Source organism: Proteus sp. G2609, assembly GCF_963896135.1.
GTDB classification, from domain to species: domain Bacteria; phylum Pseudomonadota; class Gammaproteobacteria; order Enterobacterales; family Enterobacteriaceae; genus Proteus; species Proteus mirabilis.
Map to the genome: position 1 here is coordinate 37,893 of NZ_CAWQNB010000039.1, position 25,696 is coordinate 63,588.

At 37.1% G+C, this 25,696-nt stretch carries 28 protein-coding genes; 16 read left to right on the plus strand and 12 right to left on the minus strand.

From position 1 onward, the window contains the following. Window positions 1–43 precede the first annotated feature (43 nt). The 7 genes from hemP to AACV01_RS12425 all read left to right on the plus strand — a co-directional run bounded on the left by hemP (window position 44) and on the right by AACV01_RS12425 (window position 8,410). On the plus strand, window positions 44–268 hold the full coding sequence (hemP, locus tag AACV01_RS12395; RefSeq protein ID WP_004243175.1) for a hemin uptake protein HemP: 225 nt from the start codon (window positions 44–46) through the stop codon (window positions 266–268). Window positions 269–342: 74 nt separating this feature from the next. Then, a complete protein-coding gene (locus AACV01_RS12400) occupies window positions 343–2,577 on the plus strand; it encodes a TonB-dependent receptor domain-containing protein (protein ID WP_060554690.1) in 2,235 nt (744 codons plus the stop codon). Window positions 2,578–2,656: 79 nt separating this feature from the next. After that, window positions 2,657–4,699, plus strand: a complete 2,043-nt coding sequence (locus AACV01_RS12405; RefSeq protein WP_041701143.1) for a TonB-dependent hemoglobin/transferrin/lactoferrin family receptor — start codon at window positions 2,657–2,659, stop codon at window positions 4,697–4,699. Between the two features lie 35 nt (window positions 4,700–4,734). Continuing rightward, on the plus strand, window positions 4,735–5,784 hold the full coding sequence (locus AACV01_RS12410; protein WP_036907935.1) for a hemin-degrading factor: 1,050 nt from the start codon (window positions 4,735–4,737) through the stop codon (window positions 5,782–5,784). Window positions 5,785–5,799: 15 nt separating this feature from the next. After that, on the plus strand, window positions 5,800–6,615 hold the full coding sequence (locus AACV01_RS12415) for a heme/hemin ABC transporter substrate-binding protein (RefSeq protein WP_004243179.1): 816 nt from the start codon (window positions 5,800–5,802) through the stop codon (window positions 6,613–6,615). Continuing rightward, a complete protein-coding gene (locus AACV01_RS12420; RefSeq protein WP_004248185.1) occupies window positions 6,615–7,619 on the plus strand; it encodes a FecCD family ABC transporter permease in 1,005 nt (334 codons plus the stop codon). Before AACV01_RS12415 ends, AACV01_RS12420 begins: the two co-directional genes overlap by 1 nt. Continuing rightward, window positions 7,616–8,410, plus strand: coding sequence for a heme ABC transporter ATP-binding protein (locus tag AACV01_RS12425; RefSeq protein ID WP_161683007.1), 795 nt, complete (start codon window positions 7,616–7,618; stop codon window positions 8,408–8,410). The genes AACV01_RS12420 and AACV01_RS12425 overlap by 4 nt, the downstream gene beginning before the upstream one ends. 109 nt (window positions 8,411–8,519) lie before the next feature. Here the strand turns inward: AACV01_RS12425 and AACV01_RS12430 are convergent, their stop codons facing one another. Next, window positions 8,520–8,987: an Lrp/AsnC family transcriptional regulator gene (locus AACV01_RS12430; RefSeq protein WP_004243182.1), complete on the minus strand. Its 468-nt coding sequence runs from the start codon at window positions 8,985–8,987 to the stop codon at window positions 8,520–8,522. Between the two features lie 160 nt (window positions 8,988–9,147). Between AACV01_RS12430 and AACV01_RS12435 the strand changes: the two genes are divergently transcribed. After that, window positions 9,148–9,759 (plus strand): LysE family translocator, encoded by a 612-nt coding sequence (locus AACV01_RS12435; protein ID WP_004248186.1) that lies wholly within the window; start codon window positions 9,148–9,150, stop codon window positions 9,757–9,759. 82 nt (window positions 9,760–9,841) lie between these two features. Here AACV01_RS12435 and AACV01_RS12440 read toward each other — a convergent pair whose 3' ends face one another. Then, the gene (locus AACV01_RS12440; RefSeq protein ID WP_017628073.1) at window positions 9,842–11,257 is read right to left on the minus strand and encodes an aminotransferase-like domain-containing protein; all 1,416 of its coding nucleotides are present in this window, start codon (window positions 11,255–11,257) and stop codon (window positions 9,842–9,844) included. Window positions 11,258–11,405: 148 nt separating this feature from the next. Here AACV01_RS12440 and AACV01_RS12445 point away from each other — a divergent pair, with 148 nt between their 5' ends. The 5 genes from AACV01_RS12445 to AACV01_RS12465 all read left to right on the plus strand — a co-directional run bounded on the left by AACV01_RS12445 (window position 11,406) and on the right by AACV01_RS12465 (window position 15,931). Beyond that, window positions 11,406–12,740 (plus strand): cytochrome ubiquinol oxidase subunit I, encoded by a 1,335-nt coding sequence (locus AACV01_RS12445; RefSeq protein WP_012367992.1) that lies wholly within the window; start codon window positions 11,406–11,408, stop codon window positions 12,738–12,740. Beyond that, complete coding sequence (cydB, locus tag AACV01_RS12450; RefSeq protein ID WP_046334750.1) at window positions 12,730–13,737, plus strand: cytochrome d ubiquinol oxidase subunit II; 1,008 nt, start codon at window positions 12,730–12,732, stop codon at window positions 13,735–13,737. The genes AACV01_RS12445 and cydB overlap by 11 nt, the downstream gene beginning before the upstream one ends. Then, window positions 13,718–13,879 (plus strand): DUF2474 domain-containing protein, encoded by a 162-nt coding sequence (locus AACV01_RS12455; protein ID WP_004243187.1) that lies wholly within the window; start codon window positions 13,718–13,720, stop codon window positions 13,877–13,879. Before cydB ends, AACV01_RS12455 begins: the two co-directional genes overlap by 20 nt. A gap of 287 nt (window positions 13,880–14,166) precedes the next feature. Next, window positions 14,167–15,027 carry a siderophore-interacting protein gene (locus AACV01_RS12460; protein WP_004243188.1) on the plus strand — a complete coding sequence of 287 codons (861 nt, stop codon included), beginning with the start codon at window positions 14,167–14,169 and terminating at the stop codon, window positions 15,025–15,027. A 520-nt stretch (window positions 15,028–15,547) separates the two neighbouring features. After that, the gene (locus AACV01_RS12465) at window positions 15,548–15,931 is read left to right on the plus strand and encodes a DUF805 domain-containing protein (protein ID WP_004243189.1); all 384 of its coding nucleotides are present in this window, start codon (window positions 15,548–15,550) and stop codon (window positions 15,929–15,931) included. A gap of 255 nt (window positions 15,932–16,186) precedes the next feature. Here the strand turns inward: AACV01_RS12465 and phoH are convergent, their stop codons facing one another. Then, window positions 16,187–16,972, minus strand: coding sequence for a phosphate starvation-inducible protein PhoH (gene phoH / locus AACV01_RS12470; RefSeq protein WP_161683009.1), 786 nt, complete (start codon window positions 16,970–16,972; stop codon window positions 16,187–16,189). 346 nt (window positions 16,973–17,318) lie between these two features. Between phoH and AACV01_RS12475 the strand changes: the two genes are divergently transcribed. Beyond that, a complete protein-coding gene (locus AACV01_RS12475) occupies window positions 17,319–17,762 on the plus strand; it encodes a methyltransferase family protein (protein ID WP_004248191.1) in 444 nt (147 codons plus the stop codon). Between the two features lie 10 nt (window positions 17,763–17,772). Here the strand turns inward: AACV01_RS12475 and AACV01_RS12480 are convergent, their stop codons facing one another. Next, entirely contained in the window at window positions 17,773–18,750 is a 978-nt protein-coding gene (locus AACV01_RS12480) for an endonuclease (RefSeq protein WP_004243194.1), read from the minus strand. A gap of 254 nt (window positions 18,751–19,004) precedes the next feature. Here AACV01_RS12480 and AACV01_RS12485 point away from each other — a divergent pair, with 254 nt between their 5' ends. After that, complete coding sequence (locus AACV01_RS12485; RefSeq protein WP_004248195.1) at window positions 19,005–19,187, plus strand: hypothetical protein; 183 nt, start codon at window positions 19,005–19,007, stop codon at window positions 19,185–19,187. Between the two features lie 5 nt (window positions 19,188–19,192). Here AACV01_RS12485 and AACV01_RS12490 read toward each other — a convergent pair whose 3' ends face one another. The 5 genes from AACV01_RS12490 to AACV01_RS12510 form a co-directional block, all read right to left on the minus strand. Next, on the minus strand, window positions 19,193–19,681 hold the full coding sequence (locus AACV01_RS12490; RefSeq protein WP_004243197.1) for a threonine/serine exporter: 489 nt from the start codon (window positions 19,679–19,681) through the stop codon (window positions 19,193–19,195). Continuing rightward, window positions 19,657–20,460, minus strand: a complete 804-nt coding sequence (locus AACV01_RS12495) for a threonine/serine exporter family protein (RefSeq protein ID WP_004243198.1) — start codon at window positions 20,458–20,460, stop codon at window positions 19,657–19,659. Before AACV01_RS12495 ends, AACV01_RS12490 begins: the two co-directional genes overlap by 25 nt. A 189-nt stretch (window positions 20,461–20,649) precedes the next feature. Then, window positions 20,650–21,477: a DUF4435 domain-containing protein gene (locus AACV01_RS12500; RefSeq protein WP_004248198.1), complete on the minus strand. Its 828-nt coding sequence runs from the start codon at window positions 21,475–21,477 to the stop codon at window positions 20,650–20,652. Continuing rightward, window positions 21,464–22,558, minus strand: coding sequence for an AAA family ATPase (locus tag AACV01_RS12505; RefSeq protein WP_060554693.1), 1,095 nt, complete (start codon window positions 22,556–22,558; stop codon window positions 21,464–21,466). The genes AACV01_RS12500 and AACV01_RS12505 overlap by 14 nt, the downstream gene beginning before the upstream one ends. A gap of 203 nt (window positions 22,559–22,761) precedes the next feature. Next, window positions 22,762–23,172: a hypothetical protein gene (locus AACV01_RS12510; RefSeq protein ID WP_004243201.1), complete on the minus strand. Its 411-nt coding sequence runs from the start codon at window positions 23,170–23,172 to the stop codon at window positions 22,762–22,764. 331 nt (window positions 23,173–23,503) lie between these two features. Here AACV01_RS12510 and AACV01_RS12515 point away from each other — a divergent pair, with 331 nt between their 5' ends. Further along, window positions 23,504–24,163: a YidX family protein gene (locus AACV01_RS12515; protein WP_161747501.1), complete on the plus strand. Its 660-nt coding sequence runs from the start codon at window positions 23,504–23,506 to the stop codon at window positions 24,161–24,163. A gap of 127 nt (window positions 24,164–24,290) precedes the next feature. Here the strand turns inward: AACV01_RS12515 and AACV01_RS12520 are convergent, their stop codons facing one another. From AACV01_RS12520 to AACV01_RS12530, 3 genes are all read right to left on the minus strand, one after another. Continuing rightward, window positions 24,291–24,728, minus strand: coding sequence for a universal stress protein (locus tag AACV01_RS12520; RefSeq protein ID WP_004243203.1), 438 nt, complete (start codon window positions 24,726–24,728; stop codon window positions 24,291–24,293). 66 nt (window positions 24,729–24,794) lie between these two features. Continuing rightward, on the minus strand, window positions 24,795–25,133 hold the full coding sequence (locus AACV01_RS12525) for a hypothetical protein (protein ID WP_004243204.1): 339 nt from the start codon (window positions 25,131–25,133) through the stop codon (window positions 24,795–24,797). A gap of 115 nt (window positions 25,134–25,248) precedes the next feature. After that, window positions 25,249–25,677, minus strand: coding sequence for a universal stress protein (locus AACV01_RS12530; RefSeq protein ID WP_004243205.1), 429 nt, complete (start codon window positions 25,675–25,677; stop codon window positions 25,249–25,251). Between the last annotated feature and the right edge of the window lie 19 nt (window positions 25,678–25,696).

A 25,696-nucleotide genomic window follows, 5' to 3' on the forward strand; every position in this document is an offset into this window, starting at 1 on the left:
TTTACGTTAAAAAAAGCTTGTCTAAAATATTCTGATAACGATAATGATTATCATAATCATAACCTCTATCAGTATTGCTATTGAAATGAATAAAAATGTTCATAATTTAAACGATTCATCGATAACACGTGAAACAAGCTCCCCAGTCATTCAATCTATAAATAGCATAGAATTACTGGGTAAATCGGGCGTGGTTTATATTCAACATAACGGAGAGTTGTATCAGTTACGCCAAACAAAAACAGGAAAACTTATCCTAACAAAATAAATATTTAATCCCTTTTCGCAAGCCACCTATTTTGCTAGGCAGCCAGCTAATTCACTCCATATACAAGGACTTTTATGGATATTAATGGTATGTCTATGCTGAAAAGAAATTTCAAATACTCCACATTAGCTACAGCAATTTGTCTGTTATACGCGCCGACTACTTTTGCTCATATTGAAAAAGTAGAGACAGATACATTGACTGTTATTGGGCAACAAGACAATCAAATAACGGATTTTCAATCTGTCGTCGATACCCGTTCAGCACAAGCTCAAACCGCATCTACCACGGGACAATTGTTAAAACAAATCCCGGGGATCACCGTATCAGGGACGGGGATCACCAATGGTGGCAATATTATGATGCGTGGTTACGATCAAAGAGGTGTCAAAATCTTTGTGGATGGTATTCATCAACCTATTGATAATACTATGAACAAGCTTGGTGGCCTTTTTATTGAACCTTCACTTATTTCGCGCGTTAAAGTCAAACATGGTGGCTCTTCGGTTAAACATGGAAGTGGCGCGCTAGGTGGCGTTGTTTCGTTCTCAACTCTCCATCCAAATGAGTTATTAGACGCCAATAAAAACCTTGGTGCTAAATTATTTAGCTCATTCTCTTCTGCGGATAAACATTTTTCTTATGGTGGTGTGATCGCAGGTAGACATCAGTTAGTGGAAGGGTTATTGGCTTATAGCCAAAGAGAGCGTGGCCCGATACGTATTGCTGATGACTCAATATTAAATAACCACGAACGTATCAAAAATTATTTTGCAAAAGCCTATGTTTACCCTACAGAGGAACAAACAGTTATTTTTTCTGCCCGTCAATATAATAATGCAGGAGAGCAAAGAGAAGTTTTAAATCGAATGGGAGGGTTTGGAAAAAGAGACAGTAATAATATGTATCGAGCCACCAAACAAAATGATATCTCACTCACCTATCATTTAAATCCAAATAATTATGATTGGCTCGATCTGAGCACTCAACTTTATTATTCTCAGTTTAAAATTGCGCATACGTTTCTGACGGATACACGCAAAGAAATATATCCAGACATAGAAAGTGTGCTAGGTAATTCTGAAAAACGTACCCAATATACCTATGGTATGAAAGTAGAAAACGCCTTTAATTTAAATTACTTTCAAGATAGGTTGACTCAATCTGTGATTATCGGCATTGATGCTGAAAAACAGAAGATGGTATCGAATAATAAGGCTAAAAATTTCCCTTTATCACATATGGATAATGCCTCAGGTTGGGTTCATAACACGTTCAATACCCCTCTATTACCCATTACTTTAATTGCGGGTCTTCGTTACAACTATTATCAAAATGTCCCTGATAACAGTAAAACTTTAGATTACTACAAAGACTTAAATAAAAAAGGAGACATGACCTCCGCCGACAAATATCAAGAAACATATCAAAATATTTCTAAAAATATTGCGTTACGTCTCACACTGACCAAATGGTTACAGATCTATTCTTCTTATTCTGTTGCCTTTAGGGCGCCGACTTTAAGCGAAATGTATAATGACTCAGTACATTTCACTATAATTTCCCCTTTTAATAAGAAAAGCTATGATGCTCGTTGGGTTCCAAATTCCACATTAGAACCAGAGACGAATAGAACATGGGAACATGGTATCAATTTACAAAAAAATGCGTTGCTTTTTACCAATGACCAGCTAAACATTAAAGCTTCATATTACAGCACTGAATCGATTGACCACATTACTTATCAACAGTGGTATCATAGTCGTAAGCCTATCCAATTAAAAAATAGTCATATTGCGTTATCTCCCATTAAAGATGCTCGTGAACCTTTATTATTTCAATCAGTTAACTTGCCTAAAGCGCTTATTCACGGCTTTGATTTAAGATTGCTATATTCTCATCCATACATCGCTATGGGGGTAAATTACAATCAAACTAAAACCTTGGAACTGTCGTCTCTAGAGACTATTTCAATGGTGCGCCCTGAAACATTAACCGCTTTTATAAATGTACCCATTATCAAAACACCATTTTCTGTTGCTTGGTCAGGAAAGTTTGCCGGTCCAACGGCCAAAAAAGGCACACATAAATACCCTGGTTCAGAGGAAGTGACTACTCGATTAAAAGAAGATCTTCAGCAATACCCCGGCTATGGTGTGCATAGTTTTGCAGTCAACTATCAATCCAATAATAAAGATATACAAGCCTCATTGGTACTCGATAATGCATTCAACAAATTGTATTACTCAACGGTAGGCGTACCTCAAGAAGCTAGAAATATCAAAATGTCTGTCAGTTATCGCTGGTAAACAATAAAAAGAGCAATGATTTTTATCATAACGGGCTGTTGAGTTTAGCAGCCCATTTTAATAACGGAGATCGACCTGTATGTCTCAATCATCGCGATGCATAAAGGTGAGTGTTTTAGTTGTTGCAACAGCGATTAGCAGTGCATTCGCTGAAAATAAAAATCAAATCTATGGAGAAAAAAATAGCGGGGAGAGAAACACACAAATAATAACGGTTTATGCAACAGGTAACGAGCGAGATAGCTTTACATTACCTATGATGTCGACCGTCATAAAAAATAACAGTGCTTTGACAGAAACGGCTGGAAGTGCCACTGAATTGTTGCGTCATATACCAGGCATTTCAATATCAGGAGCTGGCCGCACAAACGGTGAAACTATTAGTATGCGTGGCTACAGTAGTAACGGTGTTTTGACACTAGTAGATGGCATACGCCAAGGTACTGATACAGGTCATATTGACAGTATTTTTGTCGATCCTCTACTCATTAAACAAGTTGAAGTGGTTCGTGGCCCTTCAGCACTTTTATATGGTAGTGGTGCTCTCGGTGGGGTTGTGGCATATGATACCGTTGATGCCAGCGACTTGCTTGCAAAAAATGAACATGGTGGTGTGCGTGTTACCGCCCTTGGTAATACGGCACAACAGAGTCAAGGATTTGGCATTACCGCTTTTGGTCAACAAGACAATTTCGATGGATTACTCGCCCTCTCCGCTCGTGATAAAGGTACAACTCGCTATGGAGGCGGTTATCGTGCGCAAAACGATGAAACAATCATTAACTTATTATCTAAAGGACGTTGGTTTATTGATGATAGCAATACGTTAAGTGGCCAATTACGCTATTATCATAACAACGCACAACAGCCTAAGGATCCACAACTCGCCAATAACCCAACACCGGCTAATGTAGCGACAAATCGTACTACAACACAAAAAGATGCACAGTTAACCTATCAATATCATCCTAGTGATATGTCATGGATTAACCTAAAAACACAAGCCTATTACAGCGAGGTAGATATTAATGCGAAAACACAACAAAAAGGATTTGAAGGTAGAGAGCAAAAAACCTATGGCATTAAACTTGAAAATCGCACTCAATTAACCACCTACCCCTTTGCTGCTCACGCTTTAACTTATGGCGGTGAGATCTATAAGCAAAAGCAATCACCCAGTGCAAATGCCGAAAGCTTCCCTAAAGCAGATATTCGTTTTATGTCAGGCTGGTTACAAGATGAAATGACTTTACGTGATGTACCCATTTCATTCATCGTCGGTACAAGGTTTGATAAATATAGCAGTCAAAATGATCGTTATGATGACATCAGCGCTGATAAATGGTCATCAAAAGGAGCCGTTAGTATTACACCCACAGATTGGTTAATGCTTTATACCTCTTATGCTCAAGCTTTTAGAGCACCAACAATTGGCGAGATGTATAACGATGCTAAACATTTTGATGCCCCATTCCCCGGAGCACCAACCAATTACTGGCGCCCTAACCCTAATTTAAAGCCCGAAACCAATTCAACAACTGAATACGGGTTCGGTTTTCAATTCGACGACTTATTATCTAATAATGATAATCTGAAAATTAAAGCTGCCCATTTCAATACGCGTGCAAAAGATTATATTGATACAGATGTCGCTATTTTTCAGGGATATACACAATCGACGAATATTCCAAGAGCAACTATTTGGGGTTGGGATATCGAGATGAATTATCAATCGAAGTTCTTTAGTTGGGATTTGGCTTATAACCATACAAAAGGAAAAGATAATGCCAGTAATGCCTCTATTACCTCTATTGAGCCAGATACATTAACCAGTCGCCTCGATATTCCCGTACCCAATAGTGATTTTTCTGTAGGTTGGGTGGGACAATTTACTAAAAAAACAGATTTTACAAAACATGATCGCTTTAATCGCCCGACCAATCGCCAACAAGCGGGTTATGGTGTCAATGATTTCTACCTCCGTTATGAAGGTAGTGCTTCATTAACAGGGCTAACAACCTCACTGGTACTGGGTAATGCATTTGATAAAAAATACTACTCTTCTGCGGGTATTCCTCAAGAGGGCCGAAATGCAAAAGTACTGGTGAGTTATCAATGGTAATTAACAATAAAATAAACGAAACAATAGGAGTTTCCGTGACTAAACCTCTTTATGAGAGCTACCTGCAAGCAAAAAATGAAAAAAAAGCATCTTATGCGCGTGATTTAGCAACTTACCTTAATGTAAGTGAAGCTGAGCTTACTCACGCGCGTGTTGGGCACGATGCTAAACGCTTACATGGTGATGTTCGTGATATTTTAACCGCTCTCGCAACCGTAGGCGAAGTGAAAGCCATTACTCGTAATGAAATTGCGGTTCATGAACATCTTGGTGAATATACCAATGCTCGTTTTAACGATCATGCAGGATTGATCTTAAACCCTCGAGCCCTCGATTTACGCTTTTTCTTCTCTCATTGGGCAAGTATCTTTGCATTAACCGAAGAGACGGCTCGTGGCATTCGTCATAGTATTCAATTCTTTGATCTTCATGGTGATTCTCTCCATAAAGTGTATACCACTGATAATACTCATATGGACGCATGGAATACCTTAATCGATACTTATTTATCACCAGAAAATCCCGTATTAGAGATTACCCCCGCTAAATCTTTTACTGATGCACCGGTAACAACGGCATTAGCACAACAGTTAGAACAGCAATGGCGCTCGATGACTGACGTACATCAATTCTTTAAAATCCTGCAAGAAAATAATCTCAGTCGCCAGCAAGCGTTCAAAGCGGTCAGTGATGATTTAGCTTATCAAGTAGATAATAGTGCCTTAAAAACATTATTAGCACTGGCGAAAGAAGTACAAAATGAAATTATGATTTTCGTGGGTAATCGAGGTTGTGTACAGATCTTTACCGGTAAAATTGATCGTTTAGTACCTCATCAATTTGAAAATAGTGAACAAGTATGGATTAACATTTTTAATCCTGCATTTACACTGCATTTAATTGAGAGCGAAATTGTGGAAAGCTGGATCACTCGTAAGCCAACCCAAGATGGTTTTGTCACAAGTCTTGAACTATTTGATAGCAAAGGTCAACAGATTGCTCAGCTCTATGGACAACGCACTGAGGGAACAAAAGAACAACAACAATGGCGTGAGCAACTCAACGCTCTTGCTAAAATAGCTTAATAGAAGGATAGCTCAATGAAAAAATGGCTTCTTTTGATCCTGTGTAGTTTGATGACATTCACCAGCCTCGCTAAACAACGTATTGTCACTATTGGTGGTGATATTACTGAAATTGTTTTTGCATTAGGTGCAGGCGATCAGGTCATTGCTAGAGATAGTACGAGTTTAGTACCAGAGCAAGTTAAATCATTACCCGATGTGGGTTATATGCGCATGCTCAATCCTGAAGGTATTCTTTCGGTTAAACCGACGCTGATTATTGCTAGCGAATTAGCTCGCCCTTCTTTTGCATTACGTCGTATCGAAAAAGCTGGTGTACCTGTTGAAACTATTACGGGTACACGTTCATTAGAAGCCATTAATGAAAAAATCGATGCCATTGCAACCCTCTTACAAAAAGAAACAGAGAGTCAGCAATTAAAAGAAAAGCTCACTCAATCTATTAATCAAATTGCCACGACGCCTATTGATAAAAAAATTATTTATATCATGAGCCATGGTGGTGTTGCCCCTATGGCTGCCGGTCAAAATACTGCTGCAGATACGATTATCACACTGGTAGGCGGAAAAAATGCTATGCAAGGTTTTAGTAGTTATCGCCTATTGTCACAAGAAGGGGTTATTGCCAGCCAGCCTGATATTTTGTTGGTCACTAAAGAGGGAATAAAAGGTATTGGAGGTATCGAAAAACTGTGGGACTTGCCCGGCATAAAGTACACCCCCGCAGGTAAAAATAAGCGCTATATCGTTGTTGATGATATGGGTTTATTAGGCTTTACCTTATCAACCCCCAAAGTTATGCAACAAATTCGTCAAGCATTGGAGCAATAATGTCTCGTTTTCGCTCACCGTGGATGAGTATTGCCATTTTACTCATCTTATTTACCATCATTACGCTTATTTCTGTTAATAGCGGCCCGCTAGCACTCTCATTTAGTACTTTATGGGATCGCTCTTTTGATGATATAGAGTGGCAAATTTGGCTTGATATTCGTTTACCTCGAGTACTATTAGCTATTCTCGTCGGTGGCGCTTTAGCCATATCAGGCACCATCATGCAAGGACTATTTAGAAACTCACTTGCCGATCCTGGATTACTAGGTATTAGCAGTGGTGCTGCGCTAATGGTCGCTATTGTGATTATTTTACCCTTCTCTTTTTTATCCGTATTTTCTTTCTACAGTCATATTATTGCCGCCTTTATTGGCGGCTTAATAGTGGCAATGATTATTTTTTCATTGCATCAATTAAGTGATGGTAACTTGGCAAGATTACTCCTAGCGGGAATTGCCATTAATGCGCTTTGTATGTCTTTTATTGGTGTATTGAGCTATATCAGCACAGATCAGCAACTGCGCCAATTTTCACTATGGATGATGGGCTCTTTAAGTAAAATAGACTGGAACACCTTGGCGATTGCAACTCTCGTGATTATTCCCATTAGTGCATTAGCCTGTTGGCAAGGTCATAAACTTAACCTATTACAACTCGGTGATGAAGAAGCACATTATTTAGGGTTAAATGTAAGAAAAACAAAATTTATTTTACTACTACTCAGTGCCATTTTAATCGGTTGTGCCGTTGCATTAAGTGGTGTTATTGGGTTTGTTGGTCTTGTGGTGCCCCACCTTATTCGTATGCGATTAGGCAGTAACCATATTTGGTTATTACCGGCCACCCTATTAGGGGGAGCAATACTCTTATTAGCCGCAGATACCCTGTCAAGAACCTTGGTATCCCCTGCGGAAATTCCTGTAGGACTTATTACCGGACTTCTTGGTGGACCTTATTTTCTTTGGCTTATTTTACGACAACCAGCAGGACGCATGTCATGATGGAAGATCAACACACTCCATTATTATATGGCAATAACTTGAGCTATAAAATCGGCAATAAAACTATTCTTGAGGATGTTTCTATTGCACTTAACACCGGTGAGCTTGTCACAATCATTGGTCCGAATGGTGCTGGGAAATCATCATTATTACGTTTATTGACCGGCTATACCCCCCCGACACAAGGAGAATGTTTTTTTAAAGGGAAAACTTACTCACAGTGGAATAGCCAATTATTAGCGCAAAACCGTGCTGTTATGCGACAAAACAGCCAGCTATCATTCTCTTTTTCTGTAGAAGAAGTCGTCGCTATGGGAAGAGCGCCACATGGGCAAAAACATAAACAAATCGCAATAGAAACCGCGCTATTACAAACCAATTGTTTAAAGCTCAAAACAAGAGATTACCGTCAATTATCAGGTGGAGAGCAACAAAGAGTGCAACTTGCTAGAGTGCTTGCTCAACTTTGGCAACCGACACCTGAGAATGTTGCGCTATTTCTTGATGAACCCACATCGGCACTTGACCTCTACCACCAGCAACAAAGTTTGCGTTTATTAAAGCAACTGGTCAAAACGCAAAATTTGATGGTGTGTTGTGTTCTGCACGATCTCAACCTCGCCTCCCTTTATGCTGATCGTATTTTATTACTGCATCAGGGAAAATTAGTTTGCGAAGGTACACCTCAAGATGTGCTCACCGCTGAGAATATTGAAAAATGGTATGGCGCCGAGGTCAGTGTTAATACTCATCCTGAGTTATCTCAACCTCAAGTTTTTTTACGCCCATAAATAATAAAAGAGAAAGGACTGAGCCCTGTTGAATACAGAGCTCAGTCCTTAAAAGACGCTTAATAACATAATTTCTATTGGATAATTATTACCTTCACCAAATAGAGTATTACTGCAATGGTAAAGCAAAACTCACTTTTACCGTCTCCATGGGTACTTCTGTTTTTATGCTTTGAATGCTAGGAATTTGTGTTAAATAATCAGCGTGAAAACGGCGATAAGTGGCGAGATCTTTTGTCACAATGCGAATAAGTGCATCACATTCTCCCGCCATTAGATGACATTCAACCACTTCGGGTAATACTTTTATCGCCTTTACAAATTCTTCAATAGTTTCAGCATCTTGTGCTCTGAACCAAATTCGCGCAAATAAAGATAATCCTGCATCAACTTTACTACCATCTAATACGGCAACATAACGCGTGATCACACCTGACTCTTCAAGTAAACGTACACGACGTAAACAAGGAGATGGTGAGAGTCCCACTTCTTTTGCCAGTTCGATGTTTTGAATTTTGCCATCGCGCTGTAACACTTGCAAAATATGCTTGTCTATCTTATCCAATTTTATTGACATCAAAGATTAACCTTAGTTCTATTTGTGGAATTTTATTGCCAATTAATTATTTTTGTTAGCAACAAAGCAACCCGATTTTTACGAAAATATCATATAATTTTTCAGCTAAATTGCACAGCAAAAACGATATTTTCTTCAATTGCTCAATCAGGTGAAAAAGATGGAATTTAACACTTTGTTATTCTTTGCCCTTACAGTACTGCCTTTAATTTGCACACCTGGCCCCGATATTCTTTTTATCTCCTCACAAGGATTAGCGGGAGGAATAAAATCAGCGTGGTTTGCCAATATCGGTGTCATTTCAGGTTATATCACACATGCTATTCTTAGTGCTTTGGGTCTTGCAACGATAATGGCAACCTCTCCCATTTTCTTTTATCTACTAAAGTGGCTAGGTGTGATTTATATTACCTACTTAGCAATCAAAATGCTGATATCTGCATGCCAAAAAGGCCAACTCGCACTAAATGCAGATAAAAAAACACATCTCTTTCGCAAGGGCTTTTTAACGAGTTTTCTTAATCCGAAAGGCTTACTCGTCTATCTGGCTATTTTACCAAATTTTATCAATAACCAGAATGATATCGCTATGCAATCTCTGCTTTTATCTGGGATATTTATCACTATTTGTCTATTTATCTATGGCTTTTTAGGTACGATTTTCGCTTATATTGGTTTAAAAGGCGGATTAAGTGATAAAGGACGCCGTTATAATGATGGCATTGCCGGCAGTTTACTCACCTTTGCAGCCGTTAATTTAGCCCTTAATTAGAGGGCTAGCATCACTTTATAGTGATATTTGCTCAATGCCGTGCAATATGACCATTTAACTGATGAATACGTACGCTAATGTGCTATTTACGACGTAATTTTCGACACCCTTCACCAATAATTTGCATTCCTTTTTCAGTCTGACTATTCCATTGAAAAGAAGAGTTTAAACGAAAAGCATGATTAAACTGTGAACTGGTCGAAAACATAGCACCTGGTGCAATACTCACCCCTCTTTCGAGAGCAAAATGGTACAATGTATTAGCATCAAAGCTTGGCTCGAATTCTAGCCATAGGAAATAGCCTCCGACAGGAATATTCACTTTAACATCTTTAGGCAAATGCGTTTGTATGGCCTGTAACATACGATAACGTCTCTGCTCTAATAATAATCTTAAGCGACGTAGATGCCCGTCATAACCCCCTTGTGATAAATAGTCAGCAATAGCTTGTTGTGTTGGCATACTCGCTGATACAGTACTCATCATTTGTAACTGCTGTATTTTAGTCGCATGTTTTCCGGCTGCGACCCACCCGACTCGAAATCCTGGCGCTAAACATTTAGAAAAAGAAGCGCAGTGCAATACGCTATTGGATTTATCAAAGCCTTTCACAGGCATTGGCGCTTTTGGACTATTATACAGTTCACCATAGACATCATCTTCAATTAAGGTTATCTGTTTTGCCGCTAAAATTTCCACTAGTCTGATTTTATTTTCATCAGGCATAGTGCCACCTAATGGATTTTGGCAATGACTCATCAACCAACACGCTTTAATGTCGTATTGTTCTACCACCTTTTCTAACTCATCTAAACAAATGCCTGTCACCGGATCGGTTTTGATAGCAATCGCTTTTAATCGTAAACGCTCTATCGCCTGTAATGCACCATAAAAAGCAGGAGATTCTATGACAACCCAATCTCCTGGCTCAGTAACAGCTTGTAAACTAAAACTTAATGATTCCATCGCACCTGCGGTGATCACAATATCGTCAGGCGATACATGAATACCTTGCAGTGCATAGCGTTGGGCTATATTACGACGTAGTTTTTCATTACCAGGAGGTAAATTAATCACTGAACTTTGAGGGGCTAAATGTCTAGCGGCAGAGGCTAATGCTCGGCTTAATTTAGGTTGTATGAATAAACTGGGATCTGGAAAGGCGGAACCGAACGGAATGATATTGGGATCTTTACAGGCTTGAAGAACATTGAATATAGAGGCGCTTATCTCAACATTTTCACTCATATGTAGCCCTTTGCTGGCAGTTACTTGAGCAAAACCGGTATTGCGATGTGCAACATAATAACCTGATTGCGGACGAGCGGTGATCCACCCTTGACTTTCTAACAGTTGATAAGATTGTAAAACGGTCATTAAACTCAAACCTGATTGTTTAACCGTATCCCGTAATGAGGGTAAACGATCGCCTGATTGCCAAATATTATCTTCAATTTGTTGGCGTATCTGTGCCGCAAGCTGTTCATATCGAGTCATATTTACCTATTCACCCTCAAACTGTTATAGTCATTTTTAAACTTATTGTCACTATTATAGTTTACTGTCATATGGTCTACTTATCCACACGATTTACCTGCTATTTACAGATCAGCGCGATTTGTATATCAAAATAATGAGGTTGTTTATGTTTGGGTTAAGTGCCTTTGATTTGGCGCGTATCCAATTTGCGTTTACCGTTTCTTTCCATATTATCTTCCCCGCAATTACTATAGGGCTAGCCAGCTTCTTAGCTGTCTTGGAAGGCTTATGGCTAAAAACTCGCAATAAGGATTATTTAGCGCTATTCCATTTTTGGTCAAAAATATTCGCTGTTAACTTTGCTATGGGCGTCGTCTCTGGTCTCGTTATGGCATATCAGTTCGGTACTAATTGGAGCTTTTTCTCCGATTTTGCCGGCTCTATCACCGGCCCTTTATTGACTTATGAAGTACTTACAGCATTCTTCTTAGAAGCTGGATTTCTAGGTGTGATGTTATTTGGCTGGAACAAAGTAGGTGAAAAATTACACTTTTTCGCCACTTGCATGGTGGCATTGGGTACATTAATGTCAACATTTTGGATTTTAGCCTCCAACAGTTGGATGCAAACACCACAGGGATTCGAAATCGTCAACAATCAAGTAGTTCCCGTTGATTGGCTAGCGGTTATTTTTAATCCTTCCTTCCCTTATCGTCTTGCTCATATGGGCGTTGCTGCATTTCTTGCTTCGGCATTCTTTATTGCCGCCTCGGCTTCATGGCATTTATTAAAAGGCAACAAGACCTCTGCAATGAAGAAGATGCTCTCGATGTCTATATGGATTATCTTAATCTTAGCGCCTATTCAAGCACTTATTGGTGATATGCATGGTTTAAATACGTTAAAACATCAACCCGCCAAAATTGCCGCGATTGAAGGGCATTGGCAAAATAATCCTGGTGAGGCTACACCGTTAATTCTATTTGGTATACCGGATATGGATGAAGAAAAAACCAAATATGCTCTTCAAATTCCTTATTTGGGTAGCCTGATATTAACTCATAGTTTAGATAAACAAGTACCAGCACTAAAAGAATTTCCTAAAGATGATAGGCCAAATTCACTGATTGTTTTTTGGTCATTTCGTATTATGGTCGGCCTTGGCATGCTGATGATTTTAGTGGGTGTATGGGGCACATGGTTACGTTACAAGAAAAAATTATATCAATCTAACCTCTTCTTGCGATTCACTTTTCTAATGGCACCTTCAGGATTAATTGCCATTTTAGCGGGTTGGTTTACTACAGAAGTAGGTCGACAACCTTGGGTTGTGTATGGGATACAACGAACACGAGATGCGGTATCTGCTCATGGTGAAATGCATATGAGCATTAGCCTACTGATTTTCTTTATCGTTTATGGATCTGTATTCGGAATTGGATATGCCTATATGTTAAAACTTATCCGCAAAGGTGCGCCGGAGGTTCAAGATGGGAATTGATTTACCCGTTATTTGGTTCATCATCATCATATTTAGCACATTAATGTATATTGTGATGGATGGTTTCGATCTCGGCATTGGCATGCTCTATCCTTTTATAAAAGAGAGAGAAGATCGCGATTTAATGATGAATACTGTCGCCCCGGTATGGGATGGCAATGAAACATGGCTAGTTTTAGGTGGTGCGGCGCTATTTGGTGCGTTTCCTTTAGCGTATTCAGTGATCCTTGATGCTTTAGCCATGCCTTTAACTATCATGCTAGTTGCGCTTATTTTCAGGGGCGTTGCTTTTGAATTTCGCTTTAAAGCCGATGACACTCATAAAGTTTTTTGGGATAACGCCTTTATTGTCGGCTCTCTATTAACCACCTTTATGCAAGGTATAGTCGTCGGTAGTATTGTTCAAGGTTTACCCATTATTGACCGTACTTTTGCAGGAAGCTATTTTGATTGGCTATCACCCTTTGCCCTGTTTTGTGGCTTTGGTCTAGTCATTGCCTACTCACTGTTAGGGTGTGGCTGGCTCATTATGAAAACTCAAGGCCATTTACAACAGAGTTTGTATAAAGTGATCTTGCCATTAACGTTCGTTATGCTAGCAGTGATAGCCATAGTCAGTTTATGGACACCATTAGCACAACCGGCGATTGCTGAACGTTGGTTTTCACTACCCAATATTTTCTTTTTCTTACCTGTACCACTGCTAGTGTTATATAGCGCTTGGTTGATTATTCGCGCAGTAAAGAAAAAAGGTCATTACTTACCTTTCTTTGCTTCTCTAGCGATTATATTTCTTGGTTTTACTGGGCTAGGGATTAGTATCTGGCCAAATATTATACCGCCGGCAATTAGTTTTATCGATGCATCAGCACCACCGGAAAGCCAAGGTTTTATGCTCGTTGGTGCGCTATTTATCATTCCCATTATTCTCGTTTATACATTCTGGAGTTATTACGTATTCAGAGGAAAAACCAATTATGAAGAAGGCTATCACTGATCCGAACCCTGAAACAAAACCCTCATTACTGAAAAAATGGGGTTGGTTAATTACCATTTGGTTTTGTAGTGTTTTAGCGCTATTTGCCGTTTCTTCGCTATTTCGTTTTTTAATGACGGCAGCGGGAATGAAAGTAAAGTAAAAAATCAATCAGGTAATATAAAAATAAAGCGGGATAAATTCCCGCTTTATATTAGTTAAAAAAATTCCTCTTTTTAACTCGCGTTACGGTTAGTGACTCTCCCCTCATAAAAATACAAGCGCTTTAATTTGTTGATTTTTATTTTCTTTATTTACATCTTATTTGAACTACATCACGCTTCGACAAGTCAATCTTATTCATGGCTTTACTAAATTAGTGTTAATAGTGATAATGACTATCATTATTGATTGTAAATGATAATATATAACAAGTAATAAATAGCTTAGATGGGTTGGATAAACGTGAGTAATCAAGACAGCACACAACAAAAGAATATTTATCGTCCTGCACCACCTCGTTTGGTGCAAGTAAAACGTATAGTAGATATCACGCCGGGCATGCGCTCTATTACCTTTACTAGCGATGACTTGGACAATTATCCAAGTCACACAGGGGGTGCCCATTTAAAAATATTTTTACCTGTAGAAGGTCAAACTAAACCAACAATTCCAACACTCACTGACAAAGGCCCTAGTTGGCCCGAAAACCAACCAAGAGCGATAGTGCGAACATACAGTGTGCGAGCTATTCGTCCCGAATTAAAAGAGCTTGATATTGAATTTGCGGTTCATGAAGATGCAGGGCCGGCCATTAATTTTGCTTTAAATGCCAAGGTAGGTGATTATATTGGCATTACTAATCCCGGAGGGCCTGATCCCCTATTGGCTCCCGCTTCTCATTACTATATGGCAGCCGATCCCAGCTCATTACCCGCTTTAATGGCATTAATTGAAACAATGTCACCCGATGTACAGGGTAAAGCGGTGATCCGCATAGAAAATGAATCTGATCGCCAAATTATTGATGCTCCTCAGGGACTAGAAATTGTTTGGTTAGTCGGCTCTGTTGAAACACAAACTCAGCCTCTGATTGATGAATTTATCTCTTGGTCGTTACCAAAGGAAGATGTGGCATTTTGGATCGCCGGAGAAGATAAAATTATCCGTGCACTAAGACGTTATATTCGTCGTGATAAAGGCTATGAGCGCGGACAGATTTATGCTATCCCTTATTGGCGTTTTGGCTTTAATGAAGAAGGTTATCATGCAGAGCGTCATCATGTTATGGATAATGAAGATGTAAGCTAGGCGTATTTTAGATAAAACGAGTTGGCTGTACCGGCAGCATATTAAGACCCTCATTTAATATGCTGCCTTTTTATAGGAATGATAATAGCGAAGAAATCTTTAATATTTAACTTATATAAACAATAATTCACCTAATACAACTCCTGACAAAACAAACAAAAAAACTATCAACTCATCAAAATTAAATAAATAACAGAAATAAAACCCAATTTACACAGTCAATTCAAACAAAAAAATATAAACCATTAAGCCAATCAAAAGTTTTCACTAAAATAATATTTAATTATTATTGAAACAGAACAGTAATTTAATTATTATACCGCAGCTTGACGTTACTCTTTATTAGCTAAAAATAACATATTGAACTTAATTTATTTATATTTTTAGAGTGAAGAATTCAAAAACAATAGCAAATAATAATTTTATTATCTTCAATTGATTATTAGGATTTGACTAAGTCAAAAAATAATAGAGATTAACCTAAATCTATGTATTTTTACTATTGAATTAAGGATGAAAAATGAATTGGTACCTAGAGGTTATTAAAAATAATTACGCTAATTTTTCAGGCCGTGCGCGCCGAAAAGAATATTGGATGTTTATAGTGGTAAATACCATTATTTTAGCCGTGTTATATGGGATCATGTTTTCTTCTATCGACAGTTATACTGGTGAAATGAGTGGCACAGGCTTTGCTGCTTTGATTATTATCGGTATCTACTCTTTAGCAACTATTATTCCTAATATTGCAGTCACAGTGCGCCGTTTTCATGACCAAGATAGATCTGGTTGGATGGTTTTATTATCATTTATTCCTTTCGTTGGCGGACTGATCCTGTTTATTTTTATGTGTTTAGATGGTACTAGAGGTGAAAATAGATTTGGTCTTGACCCTAAAGCTTAATAGCTAATTAATTTCTATCTTAATACAGTAAGTAAACTATTTATATAATTTACTTACTGTGTTGATTCTCCTTTCTCTTACAGTCGCTTCTCTTATCCCCTATTAGCATAGGATTTTATACCTGATTATTTTAAGTAATATTATGCTCATGTACGCCATATAGTAATTTAAATAACATGAATGTTTTTTATCGGCAGCATATTAATACTCTTATTTAATATGCTGCCTTTTTTATTGCTATGCTAAAGAAATATTTTAATCACTATATGCTGTTAATACATGCTGACATAGACTGGAACGCACACAATCTTCTTCATTAAATTTAATGACACCAACACGATCATTAGCTTGAAAACGACTTAGTGCATCAGCTAATCCTGAGTTTACATTGGCAGGTAAATCGCATTGCGTAATATCACCGTTAACAATCACTGTCACATTTTCTCCCATTCGCGTTAAAAATAATTTCATTTGATTAATGGTGACATTTTGCGCTTCATCCAATATGACAAATGCATTTTCAAAAGTACGTCCTCTCATATAGGCAAATGGGGCTATTTCAACTTTGCCGATTTCAGGCCGTAAACAATATTGTAAAAAAGAGGCACCTAAACGTTTAACTAATACATCATAGACGGGACGAAAATAAGGCGCGAATTTTTCTGCTATATCGCCAGGAAGAAAACCTAAATCTTCATCAGCTTGTAATACAGGCCGAGTAACAATAATTCGCTCTATCTCTTTATTAATAAGGGCATCAGCAGCCATTGCTGCACTTAAAAACGTTTTACCACACCCCGCTTCCCCTGTCGCAAAAACTAAATTTTGATGTTTAATAGCGTTCATATATTGGCGTTGAACTTCATTACGAGGAGAGAGTGTTCGTTGATCACGTTTCTCTCTCGCCATACCAATTGTTTCTAGATCCCCAAATCCTGGTAAAACCATAACATTATCTCGATGGGCGGCATTACGTTGCTCTTTACGTAATGTACGTTTATTTTCTCTACGTAAACGTGTTGCTGCTTTTTGTCTACTCATAATGGTATTTACCTTTGTTAGTCTCAAAAAGTCATCAGATCAATCATTGTTTGACTAGAAAATAAGGTGAGCCTCCCTCAGACTCTATTGCGCTGTAGAAAACAAAAAAGCTGGTCACAAACTTGAGCATAAAACATCAATGCACAGTTGCTACCAGCTTTGTCTTGGTGATTTAAAATTTTGATTGCTTCTGTCATTCATATTCCCCATCATGGAGTTAGAGTGAAAATTAACGAAGCTTTATGACAGTATAATGACAGAACAAAAATTTTTTCAATATTTAAGTCATTAATAACGCGATTAAGTTAACATTTTGCTAACAAAGAGCGCTATTGAGGGGAATAAAATGCGTTTTTTAAAATTACCTTTTATTTATTGGCTGCTACTCAATTGCATCCCATTTATTGGCTTTGAACTACACTCAGGCAATATAAAACCCGGTGTTTTTTTCTATTTAGGTGCCCTAACGATCATCACTTCAGGGATTTGGCTATTTTTCTGCCTTTACTTTTTTATCAAACATAATACATCTCCTAACCCTCACCAGACACCGCGCCAGTTAGTCACCACAGGTCCATATAAAATAAGTAGAAACCCCATGTATCTTGGCTTTCTCGATATTAGTATTGGGCTGTTTTTTATTTTTGGTAACTGGGGATTTTTAGGGGCTGCGCTTGCCTTCTACTTTATTACCGATCGCTATACTATTGTGCAAGAAGAGAAAATATTAAGTGAGCGGTTTCCACAAGCGTGGCGACAATATTGCCGCCACGTTCGACGCTGGATATAACAGATGTAGACTAAAGCGCTTTACAGTTATTTGCTAATCGGTAACCCGCTTTAGTTGCTTCATTTTCGGTTTTAAAATATACCGCATTTTTATCTGACATGGTTCTATAACCAGTACAGTGTGAAAAATGATAAATTTTACTATTTAGATTACCTTTGATCTGCTCATCTTGGGAGACTGTGGGCGCTTTAGGCATTTCTATTTTGTCAGTTGTAGGACGATATGTTGCAGTTAATCCTGCACCACTATTTTTATGTCCTAACTGCCACTTCATTTGTCCCGTAACAAAGGGATTATGATGCCCAACAATGTTAGCAATTCGATTATCTCGCTCTCTTTCCCACGGTGTTGGTGGGTAAGCTTTATCCCATGCCATAAAAAGCTGTTGTTGTTGACGTGACATTGAGAGGTTATAACGATCATGCAAGTAGAAATAGACACGTGCAACTTGGCCTTTCACCTCATTACGAGGCTCAAAGGTGCGAGAAGCAAAATCGACCCGACTGCGACACTGGCCATATTGATAAGGCGCTTGAGATGATAATTGACCAAAGCTAAAATTACTGCGATCACCATTCACCTCTCCAATCGAAGGCGCTAGATTATGTAAATCAGCCTCAATTTTGCCAAAAATAGGATCGTTTTTAACACAGTTAGCTCGCCCACCATTTTGCCAGCATTGACGTTGATGACCAAAAACCCAAGCAGGGACGATATGTTCCCATTCAATACGTGAAGCTCGGGTGGCTTGTGCCCTCACTTGATAACCACAACTGGCTAAATTAACACGTCCCCCTGATTTTCCTACCCACTCCCAATGACAACCACAATACAGCGTACCTTGGTTGTTTTGATTTTGATCATAATAAATGCGTTCTCTGGCTAGCTGTTTTGCTTTAGTGAAATTTTCCGGTGCCTGTGCGGATACATTTAGCGTAATAATAAATAAACCTAACGCTAAAACAATATAGTGTAATATTTTTCTCAAAGTGCTATCTACCTTATACTCTCTTTTATTAAACCTAATAAGATTTATTATTAAATAACCAACTAATAATCTTATTTTTATTTGCGCTTACCATACCTTTTTTATTTATTTGAAGATATCTTTTTAATTCATTTTTTGATGGATTTACTAAAACAATACAAATGAAAAGTGCTAGAAAAAGGCGCTATTCATGTCATTGTGTAAAAACATCTTTGCTATGGTTTAAAGATTGGTATTTTAATGGAATAGATAAAATGAATGAGAATATGCTGAATTTAATGAATGAGCTCGTGGAAATAACCAAAAAGCATGCGAACAATGAAGATGTTAAAGCGCATGCTAATTTAGAGTCAGAAAATAAATTAAGAATTCAAATTATTATTTCTGGTAAAAACGAACTGGATATTACATTAAATTCGCTACAACATGCGGTATAAAGCATTTATACACTGGGACGTTTACGATATAACCACAATCCCGGTAAAGATAGCCCAATAGAAAGAGCACCCACAATAAATGAAGCTTTAAGAAAATTAGTCACTAAAGCTTCAAAAATTTCTTCGCTATAGCCTATTTGAGTTAACTTCACCACTGAGATCATCGCAACATAAGCATTGATCCCAGGAAACATAGGAATAATTGCTGCAACAGTGAAAACTTTTGGATGAGCTAGCCACCAGCGTGACCATTGAATACCTATACAACCGACTAGAATAGCGGCACAAAAGCTTGCCCACTCAATATTCATACCACTTATCATTAATACCGTACGAGAGCCATGCCCTATTGCACCTAACAACGCACAATATTTTAATGCACGTAACGGTACATTAAATACCATTGCAAACCCCACCGCAGGTATTGCCGCTAAAATCATATCTTCAATTAGCGTTAGAATAATGTTGATTATGCCCAATCTCTTAACTCCCATACTGCCATCGCTAAAATAACCCCTAAGCAGGTAGCAAGTGTCAACATCGTTGCCATCGCCCAGCGTGCGAGTCCTGTATTAACATGACCTTTAAACATATCAGCAACAGCATTAATTAAAGGAAATCCAGGAACTAATAATAGAACGCTCGCGGCCATTGATATAGTGGCAGTAACTTGAAAATAAGGGAGTTTTAGCAATAAACCTGAGACTGATGTCGCAACAAATGCCGTAATACAAAAGTTGATTAAAGGATTTACTTGACGATGAGTGAGGAGCTGACGAACCCACATTCCCATTCCTCCCCCCAAAGCAGAGACTAAAAAGCCATCCCAATCACCGCCATTCAATTTGGAAAAACATCCACAAGAAAGTGCAACCATAACAATAATTATCCAACGTGGATAACGTAGTGGTTTGATATGTTCAAAACGTTTCCTTGCTTCATCAATATCCGCGAGATGATGCTCAACTAAAATAACAATGTGCTGAACTTCGGTAACAACATGCATATTGATACCACGATCAACAATTTTTCGTGTTGAGGTTTGGCAATGACCATTAACTATTGTCGTTAATACCACCGCATTGGCTGAAATAGCCGTTTCAACTTGATGAACGCCTAAAGCCAGCCCAAGTCGCGTTGAGAGCTGTTCAACCAACATACTTTCAGCACCATGTTGTAACAACAATAGCGCCGTTTGAATACATAATTTCGTAATTTCACGCTGTTTATCTTGTGAAATGGCATATTCTTCAGCCATTATCTGATTATCCATACTACGCCTTAGTATTTATCAAAAAACGCGCCATAACCAATTGAAAGCTTATCAGTATAGTTCAATCATGACGCTATCGTCTTTCTATACTATTATGAATAATTAAAATATTTAAGGCTGAAAGTAGATCAAAGTTTTCTCTTACTATCATATGATTGTAATAAATATAAAATATAGTGATTATATTTCTCAAATAGTATTGATATTAGTCATCATATGTTGCCAAAGGAAATCAAGATCTTCCGGAATTGATTGTGAGTTAAACAACTGTTTTTTAAGTTCTTTTTCTTTTATATTACCAATATGAGAAATAAGCACAGGATAAACTACATTTTTAAAAAAATGTTTCCCGTGTATATATTGTTTTAATTGTTGATCTACTGTGCATGCATTTATTTCTTGCTTTTTATGCTTGAGTTTTTCTAATAATTGAGAAGGCTCAAGATATTGATGCCACTTTTGTAAAATTTGTTCAATTTTTACTGTATCATTGCTTGTATTAAGTTCTAATAACGATTCTTTAAATCCCAAACTTCTTAATCCTTCCCATAAAGGATTAATGATTGCCCATACCGCAGCATGATTTCGCCAATTTTCAAGCTGAGTCTCGATATCTTTCCTTAATGTTTCACATCCATTTTCTATGCTATTTTTCTTATTTTCAGGTAATGCAGACCAAATTTCATCAGGAAGAACAAGATAGTTCTCAATACAAAAACGAGGAAGGATGAATAAATTGGGTAATTGTTCTTGTTTTTCCTCAATTTTAGCATTATCCCATTCATCTCTATCGACAATACCAAGCCAATCTTGTTCTTGGGCTAAAATATCCAACACATTTTGTTTCTTGCCCGTGCTAGCAATAACCCAATACTGTTCCCAACTAGGAAACTTTTTTCTTAAAAAAGCGCCAAAAGCTAACTCATCATCACTGCCTTCAACTAATAATACTTTTTTAGTTGAGCTACCTATTTGTTGATCTTTTATTCGATTAATTGTTCCATCAATTTTCGACATTCACCGATCCTTTTAGCAAAGTAAGATCAATACGTGAACCAAAATTTTCATAGCGTTGCCAAACTTCTGTTGAGTGTGACGTTAAAATTAACTGCCCTTTCTTATTAGCCACAATATTTTCGATAGCCGCTAAGAGAGGTGCGATAACAGAAGGATGTAGATGTAGATCAGGTTCATCTATTAATACAATTCCTCCTTGTTTTAGCCAACGTTGAATTGTAAATAACATAATAAGTATTTGATGTTCGCCAGAACTTAACTCATCAAACGTATGTTGCCTTCCATTTGATAAAATAATCTGTTGACGCGTACCTGGAAGAATTTCACTATCAATTCTTTTATCTGAAAAAAAGTAATTTAAACTCTTTATCATGTTAGGGTATTCATTAGGCAGTGTCGCTTTTAAATTAAACAGTGAAGTTTCTATTTGCCCATTCCAATCATTAGTCACCGTATAAGTCGCGAGCCATGCTTGGTTAAGATCGTCTGGGTATAATGATTTTCTCGTTGCTGTTGGATTTACCCATTTACGCGCTTCTGCATCTAAATAGACAATATTAGGAATAGATAATTCTGGATCCAATTCATTATAAAGTGATTGAATACGTCTTTTCCCTAAATATTTATAGGTCTCAATCAAATTATCATTATGTTTATTTTCACTAGATGGAAAATATAATTTATTTTTCTTTTTATTATTTGAAATTTCACCTATCCACATTACATCTAAATAGTTTGTTACTACTTGGGTAAAAAAATCATCTGAACCATAAAAAAGTCCAATTTTAATCTTATCATCAGAAGAAAGATTAAAATCTTCAAAAATAATAGCGATCCCTCCCCAACGTTCTAACCATTTTCGTGTATTGCTCGCTGTAGCTAACGGTTGTTCAGTACTTAGCCAAATACCTAATGCTTCCCATAAAATAGCTATGCCCCGTAATAAAGTCGATTTACCACAACCATTATTACCGGTAAATAAAACTTGAGCTTCAATCTCATTAGACCAATCATCTTCTAACTTAATAACACCATCAGCTAATGGTCCTACAGATTGTGTGTAAATTGAACTAATTCTCATTGGAATGCCCTGAAATGTTTACTTTAATAGCTAAAATACCATCTCTTTATTCTCGCGTCTTTACCTCTTTCACACAACGATAAAATATTGTCTTTCTGTTGTTAACTTACATCATCAATATGACTATTACGCTTTCAAATTAGTATAAAAGCACCCTAGGATGCTTTTATACCTAACTTAGATTATTCATAATCCTTTATTTATTATTTATTGCCCAGCAGTTTATTAGCTTGAGCATAAGCCCCATCAAGGGTTTCTTCAACAAAGATAGGTACACCGTACACCGCAGAAACAACGGGAGATAACTGCATCAGTTGCTCTTTATCATTTGTTTGTTGATTGACGGTCATGATCATTCCAGCACAATATTGACTTAATGGCATTTTCCCTGTTTTCAGCCAGCGTCTAACGGCTTTCATGCCCTCCATATCCTCTTGTTCATTTTTCTTGTTGATAGGTGGGTAAACCAATACAAAGTTTTGTTTTTGAGCAAGCACTAAGTCCATTTCAGCAATCCAGTTATTAGCATGCTCTAACGTTTCTGGGAAAACCTGCATGGTAATAATGGGAAATTGGTCAACAGACATTATTGTAAAATTGTTATTATTCAACATATTGTTATCTCTCAGTCATTATCTTTACTTTAGATTAGAATAATTATCATTTACATTCAATAAAAAGGCTCTTTATTAGTGCACTGATCGCATTAATAGACAATTTTTGTCAGCAATAAATTTATATCGACTTATATTATATTTATTCTTTTAATATATAAAACACTATAATTATTTTATATATTCTTTATAATTATTTTATTTTTAATAAATAAGCTATTCATAAAATGACCTCTTTATAAATTTGAAAATATATTTGAAGTCATTTAAAGATTATAATGACAGGATTCATTAATTTATAACTAAGAGAAAAATTAATATGGTAAGTTTTTTGAGAACAAAGTCCGCTGTCTTATTATCAATAGTTATTTTTCCTATTTTCTTTTTATTATCAGGCTGTTTTTCATTCGGGTTAATGTTATCAACTAAAAATGATAATGGTTATCATCGTTCTCATTGGAAAGGCGATTCAATTACCGCACTCTCTCTAGCAAAAGATAGTAACGGTACTAGCGGATGGGTATTTATTGGTGATCATTTTGATTATTTATTAATAAGAGGTGGAGATAACGCAGTAAATATTTTAAGAGATCCGCTTATCCACCATGATAAATTGAGCGTAGAAAATCCAGTTGAATTTATTATTGATAATCAAAAGAAGCAATTTAATGGGAAAATTAAAATAAATTATAACTGGATAACTCAAACCGATAAAGAAGCAGCACTAACTTACGGTTTTATATGTAAAAAAGATATAAACACCTGTTCACTAAAAATAGATAATTTACTTGGAACAGTTCATCAAAAAAATAAAGAACAAAAAAATGAGTATTTACTACCTTTTAACCATCCCTTTAATGTTGAATTCTACCAATACAAAGAAAATCTTATTGGTGCCAGCACACCAAGAATATTATTACCCGTTACTTTGGCGCTAGATATAGTTACATCTCCTTTACAATTGCTGATGATCCCAATACTAAGCAAGTAGTATCGATAAAATAATTGATTATCAAACACTAAATATTCTAGTTTGATTAATAAGGAGATAGCGTTACCTCTATCTCCTTTTATACCATATTATACTATGATGTTAGCCTATTTCATCGCTTATAGGATTAACGCACAACCAACACAGATTGTTTGGCGTAAGCCACAATTCCTGATGCATTAGAGCCTAATAAATGAGTTGAAATGCTAGGACGACGAGAGCCAACGACAATTAAATCCGCTTTAATTTTTTCTGCCAGCTCTAACACTTTATCTCTTGCTGAGCCAAATGCGGCAGAGAAATCAACTTGCTCTTTAGGTAAATCTACAGAATTAGCTAATTCTTGCAGTTGTTCTTGAACTCGTTCAATCGCTTTATTAGCAAAAGAGCTTAACATATCATAATGGTAGCTATAACTAATTGAAAAACGTGAAACATCAGGAATAGCATGAAACAAATGGATCTTAGCCCCTTCAAGCTTTGCAATATAAACAGCGTGTTGTAAAGCCTTTTCGGTTAATTCATCTTCTGAAATATCCACGGGCACTAGAATTGTCTTATACATAGCAACTCCTCATTATTAATTATCGTCTGTTTGTTATTTTGATTTTTTCAACCAACAGTATGATTGCTAATCCTCTTCAAGATGCCATTTATGTAATTGTCGATGAATAAAAGGGGTCACCACTAATCCAATCGATAAAATAAAAACACACTGAAGAAACAAACCATAAATCGCAATAAAAAAACGCCCTGTTGGTGTTGCAGGCGCAGGCTCTACCGGTTGACCACTTAACATTGATATTGCGTTTAATGAGGACTCCATAAAAGTATGTCCTTCAATAAAATAGAACCCTAGCACGCCCGGTAATAATCCTAAAAAAAAGAATACAGTACCTATTATATAGTAGCGTAGAATACGTAGAATAAAATGGTCGAGCCTTAAAAGTTCTTGTGTAAATTTTTCCATCCCATTGACTCTATTAATGCGCAACCCAATGAAAATAATTTAATAATGGTAAAATAGATAATTTAAAAGAGAAAAAATAGGTTATGAAACCTCATAACCTATTAGCATGTGTCAATTAACGAACCACTAACACAGAAATATCTGCATAACGAACAACGCCTGCGGCCGTAGAGCCTAATAAATGTGTGCTAATGTTGGGTCTGCGAGAGCCGATAACAATTAAATCTGCTTGAATATCTTTTGCTGTCGTTAAAATTTCATCACGGGGAGAGCCAAAAGTGACAGTGTAAGCCACTTTTTCAGCAGGCAGATCCACCGAATCCACCAGCATTTGCATATCATTTTCGGCTTTTACTGTCGCTTTGTCTTTAATTTCGGGATAACCCAGTGAATAAGCATTAATAATGGCTGAAGAGATAGGAAGCACATGGATAAGATGTAAATTAGCTCCTGTTTCTTTGGCTAAATAAACAGCATGGCGTACTGCTTTACTGGTTAACTCTTCTTCTACAATATCGATAGGCACTAAAATTGTTTTATACATAATAACTCCTCTCAACTCT